This is a genomic window from Sphingorhabdus sp., from assembly GCF_050921905.1.
Classification (GTDB): Bacteria; Pseudomonadota; Alphaproteobacteria; order Sphingomonadales; family Sphingomonadaceae; genus Sphingorhabdus_B.
This window is the reverse complement of the sequence record NZ_CP050888.1, coordinates 1,091,716-1,117,103: the sequence shown is the minus strand read 5'-3', so window position 1 is coordinate 1,117,103 and position 25,388 is coordinate 1,091,716. Positions and strand designations below refer to the sequence as shown.

The 25,388-nt window shown below is 54.3% G+C and carries 19 protein-coding genes; 5 read left to right on the top strand and 14 right to left on the bottom strand.

Annotated elements, in window-relative coordinates; all coding sequences use genetic code 11:
- Positions 1–57 precede the first annotated feature (57 nt).
- Complete coding sequence (locus tag HEQ18_RS05335; RefSeq protein WP_432815799.1) at positions 58–2,172, top strand: hypothetical protein; 2,115 nt, start codon at positions 58–60, stop codon at positions 2,170–2,172.
- A 94-nt stretch (positions 2,173–2,266) separates the two neighbouring features.
- On the opposite strand, the gene HEQ18_RS05330 is transcribed toward HEQ18_RS05335, so the two are convergent.
- The 5 genes from HEQ18_RS05330 to HEQ18_RS05310 form a co-directional block, all read right to left on the bottom strand.
- Positions 2,267–4,594 (bottom strand): hypothetical protein, encoded by a 2,328-nt coding sequence (locus tag HEQ18_RS05330; protein WP_432815963.1) that lies wholly within the window; start codon positions 4,592–4,594, stop codon positions 2,267–2,269.
- Positions 4,595–4,628: 34 nt separating this feature from the next.
- Positions 4,629–6,548 (bottom strand): DNA-directed RNA polymerase subunit beta', encoded by a 1,920-nt coding sequence (gene rpoC, locus HEQ18_RS05325; RefSeq protein WP_432815798.1) that lies wholly within the window; start codon positions 6,546–6,548, stop codon positions 4,629–4,631.
- 80 nt (positions 6,549–6,628) lie between these two features.
- Positions 6,629–10,786, bottom strand: coding sequence for a DNA-directed RNA polymerase subunit beta (rpoB, locus tag HEQ18_RS05320; protein ID WP_432815797.1), 4,158 nt, complete (start codon positions 10,784–10,786; stop codon positions 6,629–6,631).
- A gap of 584 nt (positions 10,787–11,370) precedes the next feature.
- Positions 11,371–11,781 (bottom strand): SufE family protein, encoded by a 411-nt coding sequence (locus HEQ18_RS05315; protein WP_432815796.1) that lies wholly within the window; start codon positions 11,779–11,781, stop codon positions 11,371–11,373.
- A 50-nt stretch (positions 11,782–11,831) separates the two neighbouring features.
- Complete coding sequence (locus tag HEQ18_RS05310; protein WP_432815795.1) at positions 11,832–13,805, bottom strand: HsdM family class I SAM-dependent methyltransferase; 1,974 nt, start codon at positions 13,803–13,805, stop codon at positions 11,832–11,834.
- 75 nt (positions 13,806–13,880) lie between these two features.
- On the opposite strand from HEQ18_RS05310, the gene HEQ18_RS05305 reads away from it, so the two are divergent.
- The 3 genes from HEQ18_RS05305 (at position 13,881) to lepA (ending at position 16,886) form a co-directional block, all read left to right on the top strand.
- Positions 13,881–14,114, top strand: a complete 234-nt coding sequence (locus HEQ18_RS05305) for a helix-turn-helix domain-containing protein (protein WP_432815794.1) — start codon at positions 13,881–13,883, stop codon at positions 14,112–14,114.
- Complete coding sequence (locus HEQ18_RS05300; protein WP_432815793.1) at positions 14,089–14,775, top strand: MamI family restriction endonuclease; 687 nt, start codon at positions 14,089–14,091, stop codon at positions 14,773–14,775. The genes HEQ18_RS05305 and HEQ18_RS05300 overlap by 26 nt, the downstream gene beginning before the upstream one ends.
- A gap of 293 nt (positions 14,776–15,068) precedes the next feature.
- On the top strand, positions 15,069–16,886 hold the full coding sequence (lepA, locus tag HEQ18_RS05295; protein WP_432815792.1) for a translation elongation factor 4: 1,818 nt from the start codon (positions 15,069–15,071) through the stop codon (positions 16,884–16,886).
- Here the strand turns inward: lepA and HEQ18_RS05290 are convergent.
- From HEQ18_RS05290 to HEQ18_RS05260, 7 genes are all read right to left on the bottom strand, one after another.
- On the bottom strand, positions 16,855–18,969 hold the full coding sequence (locus tag HEQ18_RS05290; RefSeq protein ID WP_432815791.1) for a peptidase domain-containing ABC transporter: 2,115 nt from the start codon (positions 18,967–18,969) through the stop codon (positions 16,855–16,857). The two genes, lepA and HEQ18_RS05290, sit on opposite strands and share 32 nt — an antisense overlap.
- A gap of 6 nt (positions 18,970–18,975) precedes the next feature.
- On the bottom strand, positions 18,976–20,160 hold the full coding sequence (locus HEQ18_RS05285; protein ID WP_432815790.1) for an HlyD family secretion protein: 1,185 nt from the start codon (positions 20,158–20,160) through the stop codon (positions 18,976–18,978).
- Between the two features lie 253 nt (positions 20,161–20,413).
- Positions 20,414–20,584, bottom strand: a complete 171-nt coding sequence (locus tag HEQ18_RS05280; RefSeq protein ID WP_432815789.1) for a hypothetical protein — start codon at positions 20,582–20,584, stop codon at positions 20,414–20,416.
- A gap of 36 nt (positions 20,585–20,620) precedes the next feature.
- On the bottom strand, positions 20,621–20,842 hold the full coding sequence (locus HEQ18_RS05275) for a hypothetical protein (protein ID WP_432815788.1): 222 nt from the start codon (positions 20,840–20,842) through the stop codon (positions 20,621–20,623).
- A gap of 223 nt (positions 20,843–21,065) precedes the next feature.
- Positions 21,066–21,269: a hypothetical protein gene (locus tag HEQ18_RS05270; RefSeq protein ID WP_432815787.1), complete on the bottom strand. Its 204-nt coding sequence runs from the start codon at positions 21,267–21,269 to the stop codon at positions 21,066–21,068.
- A 30-nt stretch (positions 21,270–21,299) separates the two neighbouring features.
- Entirely contained in the window at positions 21,300–21,593 is a 294-nt protein-coding gene (locus HEQ18_RS05265) for a helix-turn-helix domain-containing protein (protein WP_432815786.1), read from the bottom strand.
- Positions 21,590–21,946, bottom strand: a complete 357-nt coding sequence (locus HEQ18_RS05260; RefSeq protein ID WP_432815785.1) for a type II toxin-antitoxin system RelE/ParE family toxin — start codon at positions 21,944–21,946, stop codon at positions 21,590–21,592. The genes HEQ18_RS05265 and HEQ18_RS05260 overlap by 4 nt, the downstream gene beginning before the upstream one ends.
- A gap of 277 nt (positions 21,947–22,223) precedes the next feature.
- Between HEQ18_RS05260 and HEQ18_RS05255 the strand changes: the two genes are divergently transcribed.
- Positions 22,224–24,089, top strand: a complete 1,866-nt coding sequence (locus tag HEQ18_RS05255) for an ABC-F family ATP-binding cassette domain-containing protein (RefSeq protein WP_432815784.1) — start codon at positions 22,224–22,226, stop codon at positions 24,087–24,089.
- Positions 24,090–24,326: 237 nt separating this feature from the next.
- Here the strand turns inward: HEQ18_RS05255 and HEQ18_RS05250 are convergent, their stop codons facing one another.
- Together HEQ18_RS05250 and HEQ18_RS05245 are read right to left on the bottom strand one after the other, a co-directional pair.
- Positions 24,327–24,560 (bottom strand): hypothetical protein, encoded by a 234-nt coding sequence (locus HEQ18_RS05250; RefSeq protein WP_432815783.1) that lies wholly within the window; start codon positions 24,558–24,560, stop codon positions 24,327–24,329.
- Positions 24,561–24,631: 71 nt separating this feature from the next.
- A complete protein-coding gene (locus HEQ18_RS05245) occupies positions 24,632–25,369 on the bottom strand; it encodes a response regulator transcription factor (protein ID WP_432815782.1) in 738 nt (245 codons plus the stop codon).
- Positions 25,370–25,388 lie beyond the last annotated feature (19 nt).

The following is a 25,388-nucleotide window of genomic DNA, read 5'->3' as shown; positions in this document are numbered from 1 at the left end:
ACCCGTGATGACTTCACAATAGATGAAGATATTATGGGTCTTGCGGGAGGATTTTAGATGTTTGGTTTGAAAATTCAGCGGGCGTTGCTGACCACAGCAGCGGTTATCTTGTCTGTGCCCGGCGTTGCCAATGCGAATGTCGATAGCGCCAACGCCGATATGTCCGTGACGCCAACGGGTAGCCGGAAATTCGACCCTGATTTTTTTGCGGCTTATGCGCCAGTGACCGCGCTCGATATGGTGCGGCGCATTCCCGGCTTTTCCATTGATCAAGGTGATGGTCGCCGAGGTTTCGGTGAAAATGCCGGCAATGTTCTGATTGACGGTGATCGTCCCGCAACCAAATCCGATGACATTTTTAAGATCCTATCACGGATACCCGCGAGCCAAGTCGCCTTCATATCGCTTTCGGAGCAAGCGGGTGCAGACACCGAAACACAGGGGCAAGGTCAAGTGGTCAATGTCGTCCGCAAGCGTTCCGCAAAGATCAACGGGACATATGAGGCCACCATATCGGCGGGAACGCGTTATGGGTTCCAGCCGTCAATCAATACATCGGCGACAATGCGCCGCGGCGACACCAGCTATGAATTAAATTTTTCGTCTTCTTCGCAGCGCTGGCTGAGTTTTGGTCCTGAAGATTTTAAGACAGCTTCCGCCGCGCTTATCGAACGGCGCTTTTACAATGGTAAAGACGGAAATGACCGGGCTGCGCTCGGTGGCGCGATTAAAACCAGCTTTGGCGGTGCGAAGGTTAACCTTAATGGCCAATTGCGCTGGAGCGACGGTTTCGGCATGCGCGAGGCGGAATATTTCAACAGTAATGGCGCGGATATAGGTGATGAGCTACTGCTCCGCAGCGGGCCAATCAGCGATCTGAGTTATGAATTGGGCGGCGACATCGAATTTTCCATTTTGCCCAAGACCAATACCAAGATCGTCCTGCTGTATCGTTCAGCGCAGGAGAGCAACGACAGCAGCATCGAAACTGCCCGAATTGCACAGCCAGTGTCGCTGTTCGAAACACGAAGCCGAAACACCCCCACAGAAGCCGTTATACGCATGCAGAATGATTTAGGCGGTTTAGGCAGGCATGCGGTCCAATTTGGCGCTGAGATGGCTTACAATCGCTTGGCCGCACGCTTCAGTGCTGCGAACTCCGTAGCAGGCGCCGTCACAAACTTCCCGGCGTCAAATGTCTTGGTCGAAGAAACGCGGTTTGAACCTTTTATCAGCGATATATGGACGCTTGGGCCAGCGTGGAAGATTGAAGCTGGCGCAATCGCCGAGTTTTCGAAGCTGACGCTGTCCGGTGACAGCACCGCAGAACGCAGCTTTACCTTTATCAAGCCACGCGCAATCGCCACTTGGACGATCAGTCCCCAGACCACGTTAGAACTGCGGGCGGAGCGGCAGGTGGCGCAATTGGACTTCAACGAATTTGCGACATCGGTGGACGTGTCCGCCGGAAATCAGGTGGATGCAGGTAATGCCGATCTGGTGCCGGAGAAGACCACGACATTATCGGCATTGATCCGGCACAAATTCCTAGATCGCGGCAGTATACAGTTTCTGGGCGATTATCGGCTTGTCAGCGATACACAGGATCTGGTTCCGATTACCGTTCGCGACGCTGGCGGCAATATTACCGCGCAATTTGATGGCGCGGGCAATATTGGTAAAAGCACAAAGTGGAATGGCGAGTTAGAAATCACGCTGCCGCTGGATTGGCTGACCAAGCCTATCGGCTTTGCGGGTTTAGAGGTCCGATATGTTGGCCATTATCATGGCAGCCGTGTTACAGACCCCGTGACGGGCCTTAACCGACGTGTATCATATCGGCCATTATGGCATCAGCAATGGGACATTCGTTATGATATGGCCGATTTAGGCCTCGTCTATGGCGCGTCGTTCGGCGTTCAGGACGCTACTTTTGCTTATTTCTTCAACGAAAAGCGCCAACAGCAAGAGGGCACTCGGACCACGATTTTCATCGAATATAGCAAGTTTAAACTGGGAACGATCCGCTTTCAAGTGACGGACATGGCAGGGTCCCGACGGGACCGCTTCATCTATGCAGGGACACGGGCATCGGGCAGCCTTGGGCAGATTGTGAGCCGTGAGCGTAGCTTGGACCCGTTGTTGCAACTGTCGTTGTCGGGTAAATTCTAGGCATTTACGCCCATATTGTTGGGGGCAAAGCGGGCCAACAAAAAACCCGCCGGAATTACCTCCGGCGGGTTTTTGTTTGCCTTGAAAGCGAAGGTTATTCCGCGTTGCTCGTATCAACGACATCGTCGATAGCTGCGTCGGTGGTGGTCAGGTCATCTGAAATAACCTTTGCCAACACATCGTCGCCTATCGCGGCTTCAGGACCCTGTGCCAGTTCGGCAGCATGCTCTTCCGCTGCTGTCTCTGGCGCAATCAGGCTTTCCTGCAGCTTCTTGTAGCTGGCACGAAGCGCAACATCGCGGCTCGTCGCTGCAATCCGCATCCGGTTCATGGCAGAGCCCGTACCCGCAGGGATCAGGCGACCAACAATGACGTTTTCCTTCAGGCCGGTCAGAATGTCCTTCTTACCTTCCACAGCAGCCTGCGTCAGGACGCGCGTGGTTTCTTGGAAGGATGCTGCTGAGATGAACGAACGTGTCTGCAACGATGCCTTAGTGATGCCGAGCAATACGGGGTTACCCGTTGCTGGCGCCTGACCCTTGGTCAGCTTTGCGTTGATCGCGTCCATTTCTTCGCGGTCGACCTGTTCGCCCGGAAGCAAAGTCGTGTCGCCACCGAAGGTGATTTCAACCTTTTGCAGCATCTGACGAACAATCGTTTCGATGTGCTTATCGTTGATCTTCACGCCCTGCAGACGGTATACTTCCTGAATTTCGGCAACCAGATATTCCGCCAGTGCTTCAATGCCCATGACTTCAAGAATGTCATGCGGGTTCGGCGAACCCGCAATCAGGTTGTCGCCCTTACGAACGAAATCGCCTTCCTGAACGTCGAGCACCTTGGACTTTTGGATCAGATATTCAATACGATCGCCTTCTTCTGGCACAATCGCAATCTTGCGCTTCGCCTTGTAATCCCGGACGAACTCAACGCGGCCTGAGATTTTGGCGATGATCGCATTGTCCTTTGGAATACGCGCTTCGAACAATTCGGCAACGCGAGGCAGACCGCCGGTGATGTCGCGGGTCTTGGCAGATTCGCGGGTCACACGGGCGATAACATCGCCTGCCTGCACCACTGCACCATCTTCAACCGAAAGCATCGTGCCAATGCCAAGCAGATAACGCGCAGCTTCGCCGCTATCGTCATCCAACAAGGTAATGCGCGGACGCAGGTCTTCCTTCTTGGTGCGGCTGCCGGCACGATCTTCGATAACGACGCGCTGGGCAATACCCGTTGCTTCGTCGGTCTGTTCGGTCAGCGTCTTGCCGTCGATCAGGTCCTGATATTTCACAATACCCGACTTTTCGGTGATGATCGGCATGGTGAATGGATCCCATTCCGCCAGACGGTCACCCACATTGACGTCGGCGCCATCCGGGAATGCCAAAGTCGCACCATAAGGCAGACGGTGGATTTCCATTTCACGGCCATCCTTGTCAACGATGATCAATTCGCCGTTACGTGCCATCGCTAAACGCTTCTTCCGCTTATCGACGATGCTAGGCAGGTCGCGATACATGACCTTACCCGATGCCGTGGCATCAAGGTTGGACTGCTCGTTCAACTGCGCTGCACCACCGATGTGGAACGTACGCATGGTCAACTGTGTACCAGGCTCACCAATGGACTGGGCGGCGATAACGCCGACAGCTTCACCGATGTTCACAGGCGTACCGCGTGCAAGGTCACGGCCATAGCAGGTAGCGCAAACACCGACCTTGGATTCGCACACCAATGGCGAGCGGATCTTCAGCGCCTGAATGCCGGTTTCTTCCATCGCGACAACCATTGGCTCGTCGAGCAAGGTTCCCGATGGGATCAACACCTTGCCATCAAGGCCCATAATGTCTTCGGCCGTGGTGCGGCCAAGGACACGTTCACCGAGCGAGGCGATAGTCGAACCACCCTGAACGATCGAACGCATTTCCAAGGCACGCTCGGTTCCGCAATCGACTTCAACGATGGTGCAATCTTGCGATACATCGACCAGACGGCGTGTCAGATACCCTGAGTTCGCCGTCTTCAATGCCGTATCGGCCAGACCCTTACGGGCACCGTGGGTCGAGTTGAAATACTCGAGAACGGTCAGACCTTCCTTAAAGTTCGAGATGATCGGCGTTTCGATGATCTCGCCCGAAGGCTTGGCCATTAGCCCGCGCATACCGGCAAGCTGCTTCATCTGCGCTGGCGAACCACGCGCACCGGAGTGGCTCATCATATAGACCGAGTTGACCGGCAATTCGCGGCCATGTTCGTCCAGTGGTGATGCCTTCAGCTTGTCCATCATGGCATTGGCGACCTTGTCACCGCATGTGGACCAGGCGTCGATCACCTTGTTATACTTTTCCTGCTGCGTGATCAGGCCGTCTTGATATTGCTGCTCAAAATCGGCAACAATCGCCTTGGTTTCGGCAACCATTTCGGTCTTTTCTTCCGGAATGATCATGTCGTCCTTACCGAACGAAATACCGGCCTTGAACGCATATTTGAAGCCAAGCGACATGATCGCGTCGGCGAACAATACCGTGTCTTTCTGACCTGTGTGGACGGTAAACCTGATCGATAACGTCGCCGATTTCCTTCTTGGTGAGAAGGCGGTTGACGGTTTCGAAGGGCACGCGGTGGCTCTTGGGTAGCGTTTCCGCCAGCAACATGCGGCCAGGCGTGGTGTCAAAGCGCACCATACGCTCAACACCATCTTCACTGGTCTGCGGGACGCGGGCGATGATTTTGGAGTGGAGCGTGACCGCACCCACTTCAAGCGCCTGATGCACTTCGGCCATGTCGGACAGCATCATGCCTTCGCCTGGCTCGCCGCGGCGATCCATCGAAAGATAATATAGACCCAAGACCATGTCCTGCGAAGGAACGATGATGGGCTTACCATTGGCTGGCGACAGGATGTTGTTTGTGGACATCATCAATACGCGCGCTTCCAATTGCGCCTCAAGGCTCAATGGAACGTGGACGGCCATCTGGTCCCCATCAAAGTCGGCGTTGAATGCCGAACAGACCAATGGGTGAAGCTGGATAGCCTTGCCTTCAATCAGGACAGGCTCGAACGCCTGAATGCCCAAACGGTGCAGTGTTGGCGCACGGTTCAGCAAGACGGGATGTTCGCGGATAACCTCATCAAGGATGTCCCAAACTTCCTTACGCTCCTTTTCGACCCACTTCTTGGCTTGCTTCAGGGTCATCGAAAGACCCTTGGCATCCAGACGCGAGTAAATGAACGGCTTGAACAGTTCGAGCGCCATCTTCTTTGGCAGGCCGCACTGGTGCAATTTCAATTCTGGACCGGTCACAATAACCGAGCGACCCGAATAATCGACGCGCTTGCCCAAAAGGTTCTGGCGGAAACGGCCCTGCTTGCCCTTGAGCATGTCGGATAGCGACTTCAACGGACGCTTGTTAGCGCCCGTGATCGTGCGACCGCGACGGCCATTGTCGAACAATGCGTCCACAGCTTCCTGCAACATACGCTTTTCGTTGCGGACGATGATGTCCGGCGCGCGCAGTTCGATCAGGCGCTTCAAACGGTTGTTACGGTTGATGACGCGGCGATAGAGATCGTTCAGATCGGACGTCGCAAAACGGCCACCATCGAGCGGCACCAGCGGGCGCAATTCTGGTGGAATGACGGGAATGACGTCCAAGATCATCCACTCGGGCTTGTTGCCGGAATCGATGAAGCTTTCGACGACCTTCAAACGCTTGATGATCTTCTTTGGCTTGAGTTCGGACTTGGTAACGGCCAACTCGTCGAGCAGGTCGGTGCGCTCTTGTTCAAGGTCAAGGTCCATCAACATGGTCTTGACGGCTTCGGCACCAATGCTGGCGGTGAAAGCGTCTTCGCCATATTCGTCCTGCGCGTCGAGCAATTCGTCTTCGCTCAGCAACTGGAACTTCTCCAGTGCGGTCAGGCCAGGCTCAGTCACGATGTAGTTTTCGAAGTATAATACGCGCTCAAGCTGCTTCAACTGCATGTCGAGCAACAGGCCAATGCGCGAAGGCAGCGACTTTAAGAACCAGATATGCGCAACCGGCGCAGCAAGCTCGATATGGCCCATGCGCTCACGGCGCACCTTGGTGACCGTAACTTCAACGCCGCATTTCTCGCAGACGACGCCCTTATACTTCATGCGCTTATACTTGCCGCACAAGCATTCATAATCCTTTACCGGACCAAAAATGCGCGCGCAGAATAGGCCGTCACGCTCTGGCTTGAACGTGCGATAGTTGATGGTTTCCGGCTTTTTAATTTCGCCAAAAGACCAGCTACGGATTTTCTCCGGCGACGCGATCCCGATCTGGATCTGGTCAAAGGTTTCGATCTTGGCGATGGGATTGTTGAATTTGCTCAGTTCGTTCATAATCTTTTCCTCATTGGGCTTTTGCCCATGAAAACCTAAGGGCAGGGGCAGGGGGCGGACCTAAGCCCGCCCATCTCTGCTTATTCCGCTGCCTCTGCAAAGCCTTCGTCGCCTTCGATCAAGTCGTGCGCCTTCAGCTCTACATTGAGACCCAATGACCGCATTTCCTTAACCAGAACGTTAAAGCTTTCGGGGATACCGGCTTCAAAGCTGTCGTCACCCTTGACGATGGCTTCATAAACCTTGGTACGGCCGATCACGTCATCCGATTTGACCGTCAGCATTTCCTGCAAGGTGTATGCAGCGCCATAAGCTTGCAGCGCCCAGCATTCCATTTCCCCGAAACGCTGACCACCAAACTGCGCCTTACCACCCAATGGCTGCTGCGTGACAAGGCTGTACGGTCCGATCGAACGGGCGTGGATCTTGTCATCAACAAGGTGATGCAGTTTCAACATGTAGATGATGCCGACCGTGACCTTGCGGTCAAACTTGTCGCCCGTGCGTCCGTCGAACAGGTCGGATTGACCCGAACCATCAAGCCCGGCAAGCTTAAGCATGGTTGTTACGTCGGCTTCACGCGCACCGTCGAACACAGGTGTGCCCATGGGAACGCCCGTGGTGACATTGCTGGCAAGCTCAATAATGTCCGCATCGCTGCGGTTCTTGATCTCGTCCGCATATTCCGCGCCATAAGCCTTAGCCAGACGTTCACGCACTACCGCTGGCGGGGCTGCTGCTTCGGGGTTCGGGTTTGCATGGCGCCACTCTTCCAGAGCCTCACCAATTTGCATGCCCAGACCACGCGCGGCCCAACCAAGATGGGTTTCGAAAATCTGACCCACGTTCATACGTGACGGCACACCCAATGGGTTGAGCACGATGTCAACTGGCGTACCGTCGGCGAGGAACGGCATGTCTTCTTGCGGAAGGATCCGCGAGATGACACCCTTGTTCCCGTGACGCCCGGCCATCTTGTCGCCCGGTTGCAGCTTACGCTTCACCGCGACGAAGACCTTGACCATCTTCAGCACGCCCGGCGCAAGCTCATCGCCCCGCTCCAGCTTCTCACGACGATCTTCGAACTTCTCGACGATCAACTTGACGGCATCGTCATATTGCACCTTGACCGCTTCAAGATCGCCTTGGACCTTGTCGTCGGCAACGCCGATTTTCCACCATTCGTAACGCTCGACTTCACCAAGATTTTCCTCAGTGATGACGTCGCCCTTCTTGATGCCCTTTGGCGCTGCGGCTGCAGTTTGGCCGATGAGCATATCTTTCAGGCGGTTGTAGGTCGCACGGTTCAAAATCGAACGTTCGTCCTCACGGTCCTTCGCAAGACGCTCGATTTCTTCACGTTCAATCGCCATGGCGCGTTCGTCTTTGTCGATACCGTGACGGTTAAAGACGCGGACTTCAACGACCGTACCGGCAACACCCGGCGACAGACGCAGCGAGGTGTCGCGCACGTCGCTGGCCTTTTCACCGAAGATGGCGCGCAGCAGTTTTTCTTCTGGCGTCATCGGGCTTTCGCCCTTTGGCGTGATCTTGCCGACGAGAATGTCGCCTGGGTGCACCTCTGCGCCAATATACACAATGCCGGCCTCATCGAGGCTGCGCAGCGCTTCTTCACCTACGTTTGGAATGTCGCGGGTGATATCTTCTGGTCCAAGCTTGGTATCGCGGGCCATGACTTCGAATTCTTCGATATGGACCGATGTAAACACATCGTCCTTCACGATACGTTCGGAGATCAGAATCGAATCTTCGTAATTATACCCGTTCCAAGGCATAAACGCGACGAGGCTGTTCTTGCCCAATGCGAGTTCGCCCAGTTCAGTCGAAGGACCGTCGGCGATGATGTCGCCGGCCTCAATCACGTCACCGACCTTCACCAATGGCTTTTGGTTGATGCAGGTGTTCTGGTTCGAACGCTGGAACTTTTGCAGCGTATAGATGTCGACGCCCGATTTGCCGGGTTCCACATCACCAGTGACACGCACAACGATACGCGTTGCATCGACTTGGTCGACAATGCCTGTGCGGCGTGCGCCAATGGCAGCGCCGGAGTCACGGGCAACGGTTTCTTCCATGCCCGTGCCGACAAACGGCGCTTCTGCACGTAGCAGAGGCACGGCCTGACGTTGCATGTTTGACCCCATCAATGCGCGGTTGGCGTCATCATTTTCGAGGAATGGGATGAGCGATGCCGCAACCGAAACCAACTGCTTTGGCGATACGTCCATCAAGGTAATCTGGTCACGCGGTGCCATCAGGAATTCACCCGCTTCACGCGACGAAATCAGGTCCTCGGCAAAGCTGCCATCGGCGTTCAGTTCGGCGTTCGCCTGCGCGATGGTGTTCTTTTGTTCTTCCATGGCGGAGAGATAGACCACGTCGTCGGTGACTTTATTGTCGATGACCTTGCGATAAGGCGTTTCGATAAAGCCATATTTGTTGACGCGGCTAAAGCTGGCGAGCGAGTTGATCAGGCCGATGTTCGGGCCTTCTGGCGTTTCAATCGGGCAGATACGGCCATAATGCGTCGGGTGCACGTCGCGGACTTCAAAGCCGGCACGCTCGCGCGTCAAACCACCTGGTCCAAGGGCCGAAACGCGGCGCTTATGGGTGACTTCCGAAAGCGGGTTGGTCTGATCCATAAACTGCGACAATTGCGACGAGCCAAAGAATTCACGAACCGCAGCAACAGCAGGTTTTGCGTTGATCAGGTCGTTTGGCATTACGGTCGATACATCCACCGAGCTCATCCGCTCCTTCACCGCGCGCTCCATGCGCAGCAAGCCAACGCGATACTGGTTTTCCAGCAATTCGCCGACCGAACGGACACGACGGTTGCCAAGGTTATCGATATCGTCGATTTCGCCCTTACCGTCCTTCAGATTTACCAGCTCCTTGACCACCGCAAGAATATCTTCGGTGCGCAAGGTCGTCAGCGTGTCTTCGACGTCCAAGTTCAAACGCATGTTCAACTTCACGCGGCCAACTGCGCTGAGGTCATAGCGGTCCGCATCGAAGAACAAGCCAGCGAACAAGGCTTCTGCGGTTTCGCGCGTTGGCGGTTCGCCAGGACGCATGACGCGGTAAATGGCGTCGAGCGCCATGTCGCGGTTTTCGGCCTTGTCCGCCTTCAACGTATTACGCATCCACGCGCCGGTGATGACATGGTCGATGTCGAGCAGCTCAAGGCTGTCAATCCCGGCCTTGTCCAAAGCTTCGAGGTTTTCGGCGGTGATTTCGTCGCCTGCTTCGACATAGATACGGCCCGTCTTTTCGTCGATCAGGTCGTACGCGGAGTAACGGCCAAAGATTTCTTCGGTCGGAATAAGCAAGCTGGTCAGGCCATCCTTCACGGCCTTATTGGCGGCGCGTGGAGTTACCTTGGTGCCCGCAGGGAACACAACTTCGCCCGTCTTGGCATCGACAATGTCGAACATCGGTTTCGACGCACGCCATTGCTCTGCATTGAACGGGATCTTCCATCCGCCCTTGCCACGCTCAAACGTTACGCGGTCATAGAAATGGCCCAAGATTTCTTCGTCGTTCAGACCCAGTGCGTAGAGCAAGGTCGTGACCGGCAATTTGCGCTTACGGTCGATACGGACGTTGACAATATCCTTGGCATCAAATTCAAAGTCGAGCCACGAACCACGGTAAGGGATAACGCGCGCTGCAAACAGATATTTGCCGCTGCTGTGCGTTTTGCCACGGTCATGGTCGAACAAGACGCCCGGCGAACGGTGCATCTGCGATACGATAACGCGCTCTGTACCGTTGATGAAGAACGTGCCGTTGTGCGTCATGAGCGGCATGTCGCCCATATACACGTCTTGTTCTTTAATATCGAGGACCGAGCGCGCTTCGGTGTCGGGGTCAACCTCAAACACGATCAGGCGCAACGTCACCTTCATCTGCGCCGCATAGGTAATCCCGCGCTGACGGCATTCTTCGACGTCAAATTTGGGATCTTCAAGCTCGTAATGCACGAAGTCGAGTTCCGAGGTGCCGGCAAAATCCTTAACCGGAAACACGCTGCGTAGCGTCTTTTCAAGGCCGGAGACATAACCAATTGACGGGTCAGAACGCAGGAACTGTTCATAGCTCTCGCGCTGAACCTCAATGAGGTTGGGCATGTCGATAACTTCATGGATGTTACCGAAGATTTTGCGGATACGCTTTTGACGCGACAGGGTCGCAGGAGCGGGACGGGATGCCATAAGGTGCTTTGCCTCAGTTAGAAATGTCAGTCGCGGCGTGCCATTCCACAGACAAGAAAAGGCCGCATAGCAATGCCCCGAAGAATCGAGCCCTGCCGTGCAGCCGTTTCGCGTATGTGAAAACCCATATCCATCAATACGTTAGCCAAGTTGCGCGACGACAAGGCCATTCCCGATGGGTTGGATGTTGAGGGCGGTATAGGCGGGCAGGGGGCGGGGGTCAAGGGCGAGCTGCGCCAGAAAACGCCACGTCTTATCCGCGAATTATCCGCGAAAAGTCACACTAAGTTCTCACCTAAATCAATGTGCAGAGACGTGCAGGACGGCTGTTGTCGACGCCCCGTTCAGCCAGAGGGGCAGTTGGCGATGTCGTCAGCGATGGTGGCAGGGCAAATCCTACATTTCAAGGGGGGTGTGGCGGTTCAGAGATGGGCGGAGCCTGTCATCCTCGGCTGCTTTCCTCCCAGCGCGTCATCGTGAACTTGTTTCAGGATCTTACTTTACACTTGGAGGACTCGTTTGGGTCTCCAAAAAGGATGGCAAGCTAGCAATGTTCTAACCCTCGTTGCCGGTTCCAATTTAGTTTAGTGCTCTTTAATCAACCGCATCGCGGTCGACCGAATGATCGCGATCATATTTGGAATGCCTTGCGTCCGGTTTGAGCTAAGCTGACTTTCTAGTTTAAATGGGAGAAGGCAATTATCAATGTCTGTGCCGAGGATTTGTGAAGCATCCTTTCCCTCTATCGTTTTTAATATTAACGCGATAATACCTTTTGTGATTGCGGTATTGCTGTCAGCTAAAAAGTTGATGTGTCCTTTTTCGAAAGCAGGATATACCCACACGCTGGCTGAGCACCCACGCACCAAAGTTGCAGATGTTTTGAGCGCGCTCGGCATTTCTGGTAATTGCCTTCCCAAGTCGATCAGCAGACGATATCGATCGTCGGCTTCTAAAAGTCCAAACTCTTCTTGTATGTTTTCTAGTGTTGTCATTGAAATACACTTTTTCTGAAAATTGCCTGATCAAATTCTGTGCCGAGTAATTATTGTTCCTGTGATCGCATGCTGAAAATCCGGAATATTGAACTCACTATAGCTTGGTTAGCTTCTTTGTAGTTTTCAATAAGATTTGAAAATTTACCGTCGCACTGCAAAGGCCATGGCAGAAGAATTTTTCTTATTTCATCCGGACGCACACGACTGTGTGACGCCGAGGTGCCGGCGGTCAAGGTCGCAATTTGCGCCTGCACGGGGCCAGACAGCATCAAAAATGCGATGGCGTATGGCGAAATTCCCTCTACCGGCTCCAATATTTCAAATTCTGACGAGCACAGTAACGGGCGACCTAAGTCTGGCACCACCATCACGCGCGGAATCCGGGGGTTCAATCGAGAAAAAATAACACTGCCGGGAGTAACCGGGATGCCGGGCGTTATCGGGCGGTACCCTATCATGGTAGGGATATCCAAAATCCCTTCACCAATTACGTGAAGAATGCTTATAAAATACGTATCCGGTGAATAAGGTTTGGGTTTCCTTTTTTCGCGTACTTTTACCAAATCGTATAGTGGTATAGTTTTAAATTCGATATCTTCTGGCAGCCCTGAACTGCTGTTATTTAAACTACGAAAACGCCGAGGAGTCCAGGCATCTAAAGATGTTGGGCTTATGATTCTCCAATCCGCAAAAGTGCCATTATCCGAATCAAAATTTTGTCGATTTTGAAAAGAATTAAGAATTGGAATCAGTTCATTTTTACCTTCTAATCGCTTTAGGGATACACCTTTTCTTTTCGAAACTTCGAAACCTAGGCTGTGCGCTTCAGCAAAAAATACGTTTTGATCTTTGCACGGTTCCAAGCATTTGCGGAATGCAATGATAGTTGTCTTTGTCCGGGTTCCGGCTTGCGCAAAGGTAACGGGTGGAAGCTCGATGACGGCTATGAGTTCTGCCGATCGCGCAAGAAGCTGGCGGACTAACGAGGATGGACCTTTTGCCGATATCACGCTGTCAGGTACAACGACTATACATAAACCTCCTGGACGCAACAAAGTTAAGTAGCGCTCTATGAATAGGTCCTCAGAATCAATTGTCTTAGCAGATGTATTCCCACTTGAAAAAAATGGAACAGAATTACACGATGTGTAACTAAGTTCTTCAATATTAAATCTCGCGCCAAACGGAGGGTTTGTTAAAATTAAATCCACCTGTCCATCAAATTGCGAAATTGGTGTTCCATCTTCAATAGAACTTCCAACGTATATTTTATCACTTTCAAATCCGGAAAAAATATGATTAGCTTTACCAAGGCGGGCCATTCTATCAACTTTATCTTGCCCGATAATCATAGGCTCCGGGATTTCAGGATAATTGATTAGTTCACGCTCATAAAGTCTATGCCAAGAAACTAGAAAAGAACCAACTCCACAGGATGGATCGCAAACAACTAAATGCTCATTGCATTTATATCGTTCAACATCTTTCAAGAGTTCGTGTTTTGCAATTTGTATCATGAACTCAACCACTTCGGGTGGAGTCATATACTGAGCGTCTTCAGTATTACTGCGAAAATTATCTCGCACATGATGACCAAACGCCTCATTAACTACATCAAGGGGGTCGGTGGAGCTAGCTTGTGCCGTGATGGCGATGCCCGCCAATTTGAACAGTTCAAAGGCAAGATCTTCCTCTCCCTTCTCAAATGCGACAGCAGGTGTTGGCCCGAATATGGAGTGACCTAAACCATCCGTGAATGGCGGTGCGTGAGCAATCGCCCTAAGAGCATCATTTACACCTTGAAGTGAAAAACTGTCCCTACGTGATAATGGTCTATACAATGCTTCCGATAATCGCTCAGTGACGTGCGCATAATGGACGGCCATCAACTTGATCGTCTCATCGAGTTTGGCGTTCGCGTCTGCAATACGGCCTTTGCGATGGAATAACTCTCTTACTTCGCCTAGCGACCGGTTAATGGTTATGTATGGGCTTTCTAGAACGTCTAAAAGGTCAGTCATTCATTTTCTCGATTACAATCGTTTTTGATGTCCTTGGCATGTAGAACTAAGCTCATATGAAAGACAAGGTGAATTGTGTCCCGCGAACTGGCAACACTTGGAGCCGTTATCCGTCAAGAACGAAAGCAGCGAGGTCTTTCGCAAGAGAGCTTCGCGGCGCTTTGTGAGCTTAGCCGAGCCTATGTTGGTGAAGTGGAGCGTGGAGAAGCCAATGTTTCGTTTTCGACGCTTCTTGCGCTGTCAAAGGGATTGAACATCTCACTGACCGAAATGACCGAAAATTATGAGCGCCAAGCAAAACAATGTTGAAGAAGCTATTAAACTTTTGGACATGCATTACGATCAATTTTACCAGCTCGTACCCATCTCCAGAGCGACGGGACACCCGGTTCCGATGGATACTAGGGGTTGGTCACAAATACTGGCTAGCGTGATCACCGGTCTAAGCGGGTTAGCTCGAAAAAAAGGAGCTGATTTAGAGGATGGTTCAGACGTTAAGGCTGCAAACACGTGGGAAGCTATAGACACTCCCCGTTTCAATGGGGTAGTAAAAGCTGGGACGAAGTCATCCACGTCGGACTCTCTCGCTTCACTAGATGAGATGCCATATCTTTTTTTGGTTATGTGGGACCAAACTGTTCAGAAAGAAGCCCGGTGCCGTATCTGGTGCGTCCGAACACAAAAAGATTCCGAATTTAGAAAAATGTGTGAGGCGTGGTATGCTGCTCGAGAGAGCGGTGCCATATCCAGTTCGAATTTCCAGTTACATCCTCCGCGCGGCTTGGATTCGAATTCCATCAGAAACACTTTTGGTAACCTTCATTACCCCTTACTTTTCTGTGCTGTCCGAGGGGAATCGGGATATGAGGCTAATGTTTACGAGCCAGAGGTACTGAACTCTGGGTTATGCACCACTGGTGACGGAAGCGTACCTGCTGAGATACTGATTTCCGATACTTTGGATGGGTAAATCCTTACTCGTCTCGATGTAGGTCCGGCTCCCGCTACGCAGATTGGAAAGAGAGCTAAATCGGATTGCGCTGCAATATCGTGAAACTTCACGCAGGTATCGTGGCAATCATGAATGCCAACGGCGCGTTCGATTTGCTCGAGGGAAATTTGTAGAAGCGCTTGTTTTCGATGGCGGCACGGCAAAAACCACTTTCCTACACACATCCCCATCCATTATCCCGATTCACATAGCGTGATACAGGCGTTCCGCCATGCTTGAAGGGGCGGGGCGGCCCTGCTAGGGGCGGCTGCATGACTGAACTCTCTCTCATCCGCAACTTTTCGATAATCGCCCACATAGATCATGGGAAGTCGACCCTTGCCGACCGGTTGATCCAACAAACCGGCGGGCTCACTGCGCGGGAAATGACGAGCCAAGTCCTTGATAATATGGACATTGAGAAAGAACGCGGCATCACGATCAAGGCGCAGACGGTGCGGCTGGATTACACCGCGAACGACGGCCTTACCTATCAGCTCAACCTGATGGACACCCCCGGCCATGTCGACTTTGCCTATGAAGTCAGCCGCAGCCTCGCCGCATGCGAAGGCGCGTTGCTCGTGGTGGACGCCGCGCAAGGGGTGGAGGCGCAAACGCTCGCCAATGTCTACCAATCCATCGAGCATGACCATGAAATCGTCCCCGTCATCAACAAGATCGATTTGCCCGCGGCAGAGGTGGACAAGGTCAAGGCCGAGATTGAGGAAATCATCGGTCTGCCCGCCGACAACGCCGTCCTGACCAGCGCCAAATCGGGCATCGGCATAGCCGAAGTGCTTGAGGCGGTCGTCACCCGCATTCCCCCGCCAAAGGGCGACCGCAACGCGCCGTTAAAGGCCATGCTCGTCGATAGTTGGTACGACCCCTATCTCGGCGTCGTCATCCTGATCCGCGTCATTGATGGCGTCATCAAAAAAGGCCAGGAAATTCAGTTCATGGCCGCCGGCACAAAGCATTTGGTCGACCGCGTCGGATGTATGCGGCCAAAGCTGGAGATACTCCCCGAAATCGCGGCGGGCGAGGTTGGCATCATCACCGCGCAGATTAAGGAAGTCGCCCAAACCCGCGTCGGCGACACCATTACCGATGCCAAGCGCCCCGCCACAGAAGCGCTCCCCGGCTTTAAGGAAGTGCAGCCCGTCGTGTTCTGCGGCCTGTTCCCGACCGACGCTGCCGACTTTGAAAAGCTGCGCGAAAGCATCAGCAAGCTGCGCCTGAACGACGCATCGTTCAGCTTTGAAACCGAAAGCAGCGCCGCCTTGGGCTTTGGCTTTCGCTGCGGATTCCTTGGGTTGCTCCACTTGGAGATCATTCAGGAACGCCTGACTCGCGAATTTGACCTCGACCTCATCACCACCGCGCCCAGCGTTGTGTATAAGCTGCAACTCAGCCGCAGCAAAACCGAAGACGCGTGCGAGATGGAACTGCACAACCCGTCCGACATGCCCGACGTCAACCGCATCGACGAAATTCAGGAGCCGTGGATACAGGCGACGATTTACTGCCCCGATGAATATCTCGGCTCTATCCTGAAACTATGCCAAGACCGGCGCGGTATTCAAAAGCAGCTTACCTATGTCGGTGGCCGGGCGCAGATCGTCTATGAATTGCCGTTGAATGAGGTTGTGTTCGACTTTTACGACCGCCTAAAAAGCATCAGCCGTGGCTATGCCTCGTTCGATTATCACCAGATCGGCCATCGCGAAGGCGACCTTGTGAAGATGAGCATCATGGTCAATGGCGACCCGGTCGACGCGTTGAGCATGATCGTCCACCGTGGCACCGCGGAATCGCGCGGCCGCGGCATGTGCGAACGCCTAAAAGACCTGATCCCGCGCCATTTGTTCAAAATCCCCGTGCAAGCGGCCATCGGCGGCAAAGTCATCGCCCGCGAAACCATCGCCGCCATGCGCAAGGACGTAACCGCCAAATGCTATGGCGGCGACATCAGCCGCAAGAAAAAGCTGCTGGAAAAGCAGAAAAAGGGCAAAGCACGGATGCGGGAATATGGCAATGTGAGCATCCCGCAGGAAGCGTTTATTGCGGCGTTGCGGATGGGGGAGGAATAAGCTTTCCCGCGTCCATCACTACAATGCGGTTGGCGGCTGCGATAGTTTCTTGTCGGTGTGCAATGATAATGCGAGTAATGCCCATTGCCCCGATTGCTGCATTCACAGCTTGCTCATGCGCGGAGTCCAAATGCGCCGTGCCTTCGTCCATCACCAATATTTTCGGTTGGCGGTAAAGCGCGCGTGCGAGCAGCACGCGTTGCTTTTGCCCGCCAGATAGCGTCGAGCCCATGTCGCCAACCAGCGTTTCATATTGCATTGGCATCCGCGATATATCTTCATGGATGGACGCTGCGACCGCCGCACCGACGACGCGCTCCATATCAACCGATTCATCGAACAATGCGATATTGTCTGATAGGCTGCCCGCAAAAAGGCTATCCTCTTGCAGCACCGCCGCAATCTGCCCGTGAAAGCTTTTATAACCGAACCGTGCCAGCGGCAGCCCATCGACGAGCACATCGCCGGCTTCCGGTTCGACAAGGCCGAGCAGCAGCTTGACCAGTGTGGATTTGCCGCCGCCCGATGGTCCAGTGATTGCAACATGCTCGCCGGGTTCCACAATCAAATTGACACCCTGAAGCACCAATGGATCGCTGGGGCTATAACGATAGAACACATCGCGTAGCTCGATCCGGCCTTTGAGCGTGGTTTCGGTGTCGGCGCTCTGGCCAAAGCTTCTATCCTCCTCCGACAGCGCAATGTCGGATAAGCGTTCAAGATGAAGCCCAAGCATTCGAAATGCGATCACTTGGTCAATCAGCGCGGCAGCTTTGCCGATAAATTGGCCCTTATAGGCCATATAGGCAAAGACCATGCCGACGCTGAACCCAGCCCCTTCGATCACAAATCCCACCGCCAGCCAGATCGTGACGATATTCTCAATCCCGAAAATCAGCGTATTGGCCGTGCCTTGCCAAATGCCAATCCGCGCCACACGGACATCGGCATTAACGGCATCGGTTAGCCGCGTTTGCCACAACGCATGGCGCAAGGTTTCGCGTCCGAACAAGCGCAACGTCGTCATGCCGCGTAAGGTTTCGATAAGCGTGCTTTGCTCTTTGCCGCCGGTAACAATCGACGCCTCAATGGCTTCGCGTTCAAACGAGAAGGAGACAAGCCGAACAACGGTGTAAAGCGCAAAAGCGATCAGCGCGACACCCGCCAGCTGCGCGCTATACCACAGCATCAACGCCAGTGTCAGGATCGCCATGATGCCATCGACAAGCGCCGCGACGGCACCGGTGGTCAGCATTGACTGGATTGGACTGATGGATTGAAACCGCGAAAGAATGTCGCCCGTATGCCGTTTTTCAAACCAGTCGATAGGTAAGCGAAACAGCCTGCGCGCAATGTTGGAGGCAAGGCTAAACCCGATGCTTGTCCCGGCAACCAAAAGCACAAATGAACGCAACAACGCCGCGCCCGCATTAATGATCGTGAACAGCCCGAACCCCAACGCCAACACCGTCATCAGGTCATTGTCGAGCGCGGGTATGGCTTGGTCAATCGCCAACTGCATATAATAAGGCGAGGCAAGGACAAAGGCTTGCAACACCAATGTCAGCACCAGCACCTGAAGCAACGCCCGCTTGATACCCGTCATACGTTGCCAGAGCTGCGACAGGCGCAACCGCTCGCGCTGTTTGCCGGTCTGAAAATCATTGCTTGGGCGTAATTCCAAGGCAACGCCGGTAAAATGGTCCGACACCTCTGCCATCGGCATCCAGGTCGAGCGGCCATCGGGATTATGGATGAGCGCCTTCTCGCCTTTTACCCGTTCCAGCACCACATAATGGTTCATGTCCCAATGCAGCACCGCTGGCACATGCAGGTTGCCAAGCTGTTCAAGCGGCAGCTTGACCGCGCGCGGCGTCAACCCAATCCGGTCGGCAAGGCCGATCAGCGTTTTGAGCGCGGCCCCGCGCAAGGACGGCGCAAAGCGGCGGCGCATGGTGCCAAGGTCAATATCCAACCCATGAAAATTGGCAACCATCGTGAGCGAGGCCAACCCGCATTCCGCAATTTCGGTCTGCCGGACAAGGCGCACACGCGCGCGAGTGAAAAAACCAAGGTCAAGCATAAACGCCTACCGTTGCCGCACAGCGAATAACGGTTCGAACAAATATTCAAGCAATGATTGCTTATCGGTGACAATTCGCGCGCTCAGGGTCATTCCGGATACCAAGGGTTCATTGCGGCCATAAGCAGCAACGCGCGCATTATCGATGGCGACGGTGACCGGATACACCGCAATCGGCGCACCGTTCGGTCCTTGCGCGTTAACCGCACTTGCCGACACGGTTTGCACTTTGCCGGTGACGGTGCCGAAGCGTTGATAGGGGAAGGCGTCGATGGCAAGACGGACCTGTTGGCCCGGCTTTACAAAACCAATGGCGGCGCTCGGCACGGCCAATTCGGCATGCAGCTTCGCGCCAGCGGGCACGATAGCCATCAACTGCCCTTGCGGGCTGGCTGGTTGGCCGACACGGGCCGTCAGCGCGGTCACGCGTCCCGCCACGGGTGCGCGCAAAACATAGGATCGTGCACCCGTTGCACTCGCCGCTTGTTGTGCGACTTGCGCGCGTGTGGCCGAAAGGCTGGCGGTCTGGGCGCGGGCTTGGGCCATTATCTGTCCCTTGCTGCGCTCATTTTCGGCCAAGGCTGAACGTTTGGCGGCAAGCGCCTGTTCTATTTGCGACAACCCCTGTTGCCGTGCGAGCAGGGTTTCTTCGCGCATCTGCAAATCACGCCCGCTGATAAAACCACGGTCGGCAATTGATCGGGCGCGATCAAGGTCCTTTTGTGCCGAAGCGATTAAAGCTTCCTGCGTTGTTATTTGCGACTGCAACTGCACCATTTCGGCAACCAAGCCGGAGCGTTGCGCCGCAAGCTGTGCGCCTTGCGCTTGGGCAGCGGCAAGTGCGGCATCGGACTGTGCCGCGAGGCTGGCGTCCTGTCTGTCTATGGCGGATTGCACGAGCGCGGCGGGCGACTGCGCCGCTGCGCCATCTTCCTCGGCGCGGATCGTGGCCAATGCTGCGCCAGCAGGAACATTCTGACCATCGCGCACGGCCAACGACGCGATCATGCCCGCACGGGTGGGGACAATATTCGAAACGCCTGTATTGGGGGTGATGATGCCAGTGACTGTCTCGACGCGGGAGTAGCTGGCGAGCGATAGGAAGAGCACGCTTAGTGCGACACCGCCGAAGATAAGAAAGCCGATGCTTTGCCAAGGTAGAGGCACCGCAATCGCTACGTCACCAGACAAGCGATCGCCCCGATACAAGATGGCTTCTGACCTAAACAAAAGCAAAAATCTTACCAGAATCAAAAACGGATCAGCCAACCAATACAAATATGGCTATTCCACCGCCTATGATTAAAGAAATCGCGGGAATAATCTCGTCATTTTTTGACCATTGATCGTAAAATCCTTCCAAAAAGCTTCTCATAAGCCGTCCTTTCGTTAACAGACAACATGACCATCGGCTGATGCCGATGGCCCTGTTGCGTTCAAGTCGTTAATCGTCGTTTTCTAACGCTGCAATTGCAGATGCGCCGCCAACACCAAAAGCAGCCGCAGCAAGGGTCACCCCTACTTTTGCTGCCTTGAACCCTGCTATAAATCCAAGAAAGAAAGGACCTCCAGCAACATTTTCAATTTCAACGTTCGTTAAATCTACGATTTGCATATCGTTTCTCCAAAATTAAGATTAGTCTATAAAAACTCAGTCGATCGCATCAATTGCCACATATGCGAGGGTAGCAACTGCCGCGCCAGCGAGACCCCAAACCCCTAATCTTACTCCAACGCCGACTGCCCGACCGGCAAATTTGCCTACTGCCGTCCAATTCACGCCACCGCCATCAACCTGATCAATCTCATCAAAGCTCAATTCCTTAATTCCGCCAGCGGGTGCAAAGGCGGCATGTGTATCCATATAAGACATAAATAATCCTCTCTTCATTCCAACCAGAGTTGGGTTTATGATATGGATCAGAGGAAGACGCAGAACAAAAAACGACAATATTGACGCTTAATCGCACCGAGACTTCCCCCGATGCGGTCCGACATTACGTTTGCATATCGCAAAGCGCAAAGAGGACCCGGTCCGCAAGGTGATACCATCATATTTTTTAATAGAGAAAAATACAGTATTTTAACTGTATCCGTTACGCAACGGCTTGGGCCATTATCTGTCCCTTGCTGCGTCCATTTTCGGCCAAGGCTGCGCGCTTGGCGGCAAGCGATTGTTCTATCTGCGATAAGCCTTGTTGCCGCGCAAGCAAGGTTTCTTCGCGCACCTGCAAATCGCGCCCGCTGATAAAACCACGGTCGGCAATTGATCGGGCACGATCAAGGTCCTTTTGTGCCATAGCTTAAGGGCGTGGGTGCTTTGGGTGCGGTTAAACTGCCGCCTTCTCAATCAAAGCCAGCGTCGCCTTAGGATCGGCATCCACCATACCCAGCAACGTCCGCGCTGGTGCATCGGGGGAGCGGCGGTGCTGTTCCCAATCGCGCACGGTGCCGACGGGCACGCGAAGCTTGCTGGCGAATTTCACTTGACTCAATTTGGTTTTGGCGCGGATGGCCTTTACGTCGGGTCCTGCAACAACGCGACCCTTGGTCGCATCGCCCTGTGCAAAGGCGATGGCATCCTTCAGCCCGGCAACGATGCCTTTGAAATCTTCATCCTTCATGTTCGCAATTCCTTCTTCAATATCATCGTCAGTGTCTTGAACGTCTTTTCTTGCTCGTCGGTCAGCGTATCCTCGTCGGTCTTGTCTAGCAGCCAGAACAGGAACGCCGGGTTGTTGCGGTCGGCAAAAAAGCTGAACACACGGTATCCACCGCTTTTCCCGCCATAGTCCTTCGCGACCCGCCCTTTGCGCAGGCCGCCAGTATTGCGTATGACCTTCCCATAATCCGGGGTCGTGGCATAGGTGTCATAAATCAATGCCAGTTCGTCGGTGGATAGACCAAGCTTCTTTGCCCGTGCCGTAAAAGCCTTGGTTTCGACCACCGTGTGGATTGGCGCATCATCCATAGACATATTTATACGGCAATGCCGTAAGAATAGTCAATGTTAAAATACGGCAATGCCGTATTATTTGAGATTTGGAAACGCACCCAACTTTTCTCCGCCGCAATGGCCTCCCGCCATTTGCGTTCAGCCTGGACGCTTGTTACGAACTCCACGCATCGAACGACCGCCGCGACAGGCCCCATCCTGCGCTGTGGCGACGTGGGTTTCTCTCATCTGCATTGGCCGCGCATAAACCCCAATTCTCTGACTGACAGCGGGCGCTTGGTCTGCTACGCGCCGCTCCATGCTTAATCTGAACGGTATCACCGTGCGCCTTGGCGGACGCACTATCCTTGACCGCGCCACGGCGGCTTTGCCGCCTTATGGGCGCATCGGCCTGATCGGGCGCAATGGTGCGGGTAAATCGACGTTGATGAAGGTGATGATTGGCTCGCTCGAGGCCGATGACGGGTCGCTGGAGATGCCCAAGGGCACGCGCATTGGCTATATCGCGCAAGAGGCGCCTGCGGGCGATTCCACGCCGTTTGACACGGTGCTGGCGGCGGATACCGAGCGCGCGGCGTTGATGGCCGAAAGCGAGCAAGAGGGGCTTGACCCCGACCGCATGGCCGAAGTGCATGAACGCCTGATCGCGATTGACGCCTACACCGCGCCTGCGCGGGCCTCGCGGATTTTGGTCGGCCTTGGCTTTGACGAGGAAAATCAGGGGCAGCCGCTCGACAGCTTCTCGGGTGGGTGGAAAATGCGCGTGGCGCTGGCGTCGTTGCTGTTTTCGCAGCCGGATTTGCTGTTGCTTGATGAACCGTCGAACCATTTGGATTTGGAAGCGACCTTGTGGCTGGAAAATTTCCTCAAAGGCTATCCGGCGATGATGGTGGTGATCAGCCATGAACGCGATTTGTTGAACAATGTCGTCGACCATATCCTGCATTTGGATAATGGTCAGGTGACGTTATATTCGGGCGGCTATGACTCGTTTGAGCGGCAACGCGCCGAACGTGCCGCGCAATTGGCGGCGGCCAAGGCAAGCCAAGACGCGCAACGCGCCAAGTTGCAGGAATATGTCGCGCGTAACTCGGCGCGGGCGTCGACCGCAAAGCAGGCGCAGAGCCGAGCCAAGGCGCTGGCGCGGATGCAACCGATTGCCGCAATGGCCGAAGACCCGACGTTAAGCTTTGACTTTCCAAGTCCCGATGAATTGAAACCGCCCTTGGTGACGCTGGACCTCGCGAGTGTTGGCTATACCGAGGGTAAGCCGATATTGCAGCGGTTGAACCTGCGGATTGACCCCGATGACCGGATCGCGTTGCTGGGGCGCAACGGCAATGGCAAGACGACGCTGGCGCGATTGCTCGCGGCGCAATTGACCCCGATGGAGGGGCAAATGAGCGCGTCGGGCAAGATGCGCGTCGGCTATTTCACGCAATATCAGGTCGAGGAACTGGACGGCGACGACACCCCGCTGGAACATATGACGCAGCAGATGAAGGGCGCGAGCCCCGGCGCGGTGCGCGCGCAACTGGGGCGGTTCGGCTTTTCCGGGGCCAAGGCGACGACGAAGGTCGGCAAGCTGTCGGGCGGGGAACGGGCGCGGCTGGCGCTGGCGCTGATTACGCGCGATGCGCCGCACATGCTGATCCTCGATGAACCAACAAACCATTTGGACGTCGATGCGCGTGAGGCGTTGGTGCAGGCGTTGAATGAATATGAAGGCACGGTGGTTCTGGTCAGCCATGACCGCCATATGCTGGAGCTGACGGCGGACCGGCTGGTGCTGGTTGACGGCGGGACAGCGACCGAATTTTCGGGCACGATTGAGGATTATACCGACTTCATCTTGGGCAAGGGGCCAGCCAAGGAGAAAATGTCCAAGGCCGACCGCAAGGAAGACAAGAAAGCCGCCGCTGCATCGCGTGAGGCGCAAGCGAAGCTGAAGCGCGATGTGAGCGATGCCGAGGCGGACCTTGCAAAGCTTGAGGTCGTGTTGAGCGCGATTGACCGGGCGATGTTAGACCCTGTGTCGGCGGCGAATGAATATAAGAACCTGACGATGGGCGAATTGTCGCAACGCCGGGGCAAGATTGTCGCGGCCCAAGAGGCGGCAGAAGCCCGCTGGGTTGCCGCCAGCGAGGCGTTGGAGAGAGGCTGAGGCCGGTCCTTCCGGTCACCCCCACCCTTGCGCCCTAATGCGGCGGGGTGAGGCTGAATTCGCCAAATGCCGGGCCTTGGCCATAAGTTGCCCCTGACCCCAGCATCGTCGATGGAAAGGCCGCCGTCCAATAGGATGCGCGACACATCCATCGCCGCCACGAGATTGACCAGCTTTTGCGCGGGCAGAGCCGGGGTGGCATTGGCGCGCACCATGCCAATCAAGCGCGGGTCAAAGCTACGACATCGACATTGTGGACCAACGGCCGCAGGGCAGGGGCGACAATGTGCCCGTTTCCAGAATATATTGCAGATCAACCACCGACAAAATAGTCGGGCTGGGCAAAAAGCTATAATGGTCGCAGGCCATATATACATAAGCCGTAATTTGGCTGTTGCGAAGGTCGAAGACTGGCCGCGATGCTATGATCGACGCGGCCGATGACGCAACGTCATCTGCTGCGTCGAGCAAAGACAGTTGCCCTGGTAGATTCGGATTAAGGGTTTGATTTTAAAAAACTAGTTTGTTTAAAATTATCCGAATTATGCCGACATAGCAAGCGGCTCTTTTGCAGCTTTCATGGAGTGCGCATCGGCCTGCAAGGTATAGCCAAAGCCGTATAGGGCATTCAAGCTAATGCCGAATGCCGGATCAAGTTTCAGGTTCTTGCGTAGCCGTGCGACATGCGTATCAATGGTCCGCGATTGATAGTCGACGACCTTGCCCCATAATGTTGCCGCAAGATATTGGCGCGACAATAATCGGTTGGGGTTGGTGAAAAACAGCATCGCCATATCAAATTCCCGCTTCGGCAAGATGATGGCTTCGTTGTTGAAATACACTGTCGATGTCGATGGACGTAAGAGATATGGGCCAAGCACCAGCGATTCCGGCCGCGAACGCACATCGCCATTATAGCGGCGCAAAACAGACTTAATCCGCAGGGACAATACTTCTGGGTCAACCGGCTTTGACACGAAATCGTCAGCACCTGCCTCAAGCGCGCGGATGATGTCGCGGCGATCATTGCGGGCGGTGAGCATGATTGATGGCACATCAGGATGGAATTTCCGGATATATTCTATCACTTCGATACCGGAAAGGTCGGGAATGGACCAATCGACAATCAAGAGATCGCATTCTTTTTGGCGCACGGCTGTCAGGAATGTCTGCGCCGAATTGTAGCTCTTTACGGTATAGCCCAAGCCGCTCAAAAACTCTTTGAGTTCGGCTACAAATATGGTGTCGTCCTCGACGACGGCGATATTATAGTTGCTCATAAAATGTCCTTTATTGGAC

What these genes read in the sequence shown, in the direction of transcription:
- HEQ18_RS05335 (WP_432815799.1), top strand. Translation starts at nt 58, where the DNA reads ATGTTTGGTTTGAAAATTCAGCGGGCGTTGCTGACCACAGCAGCGGTT.
- HEQ18_RS05330 (WP_432815963.1), bottom strand. Translation starts at nt 4,594, where the DNA reads ATGGTTGCCGAAACCAAGGCGATTGTTGCCGATTTTGAGCAGCAATAT.
- rpoC (WP_432815798.1), bottom strand. Translation starts at nt 6,548, where the DNA reads ATGAACGAACTGAGCAAATTCAACAATCCCATCGCCAAGATCGAAACC.
- rpoB (WP_432815797.1), bottom strand. Translation starts at nt 10,786, where the DNA reads ATGGCATCCCGTCCCGCTCCTGCGACCCTGTCGCGTCAAAAGCGTATC.
- HEQ18_RS05315 (WP_432815796.1), bottom strand. Translation starts at nt 11,781, where the DNA reads ATGACAACACTAGAAAACATACAAGAAGAGTTTGGACTTTTAGAAGCC.
- HEQ18_RS05310 (WP_432815795.1), bottom strand. Translation starts at nt 13,805, where the DNA reads ATGACTGACCTTTTAGACGTTCTAGAAAGCCCATACATAACCATTAAC.
- HEQ18_RS05300 (WP_432815793.1), top strand. Translation starts at nt 14,089, where the DNA reads ATGAGCGCCAAGCAAAACAATGTTGAAGAAGCTATTAAACTTTTGGAC.
- lepA (WP_432815792.1), top strand. Translation starts at nt 15,069, where the DNA reads ATGACTGAACTCTCTCTCATCCGCAACTTTTCGATAATCGCCCACATA.
- HEQ18_RS05290 (WP_432815791.1), bottom strand. Translation starts at nt 18,969, where the DNA reads ATGCTTGACCTTGGTTTTTTCACTCGCGCGCGTGTGCGCCTTGTCCGG.
- HEQ18_RS05280 (WP_432815789.1), bottom strand. Translation starts at nt 20,584, where the DNA reads ATGCAAATCGTAGATTTAACGAACGTTGAAATTGAAAATGTTGCTGGA.
- HEQ18_RS05275 (WP_432815788.1), bottom strand. Translation starts at nt 20,842, where the DNA reads ATGTCTTATATGGATACACATGCCGCCTTTGCACCCGCTGGCGGAATT.
- HEQ18_RS05270 (WP_432815787.1), bottom strand. Translation starts at nt 21,269, where the DNA reads ATGGCACAAAAGGACCTTGATCGTGCCCGATCAATTGCCGACCGTGGT.
- HEQ18_RS05265 (WP_432815786.1), bottom strand. Translation starts at nt 21,593, where the DNA reads ATGAAGGATGAAGATTTCAAAGGCATCGTTGCCGGGCTGAAGGATGCC.
- HEQ18_RS05260 (WP_432815785.1), bottom strand. Translation starts at nt 21,946, where the DNA reads ATGTCTATGGATGATGCGCCAATCCACACGGTGGTCGAAACCAAGGCT.
- HEQ18_RS05255 (WP_432815784.1), top strand. Translation starts at nt 22,224, where the DNA reads ATGCTTAATCTGAACGGTATCACCGTGCGCCTTGGCGGACGCACTATC.
- HEQ18_RS05245 (WP_432815782.1), bottom strand. Translation starts at nt 25,369, where the DNA reads ATGAGCAACTATAATATCGCCGTCGTCGAGGACGACACCATATTTGTA.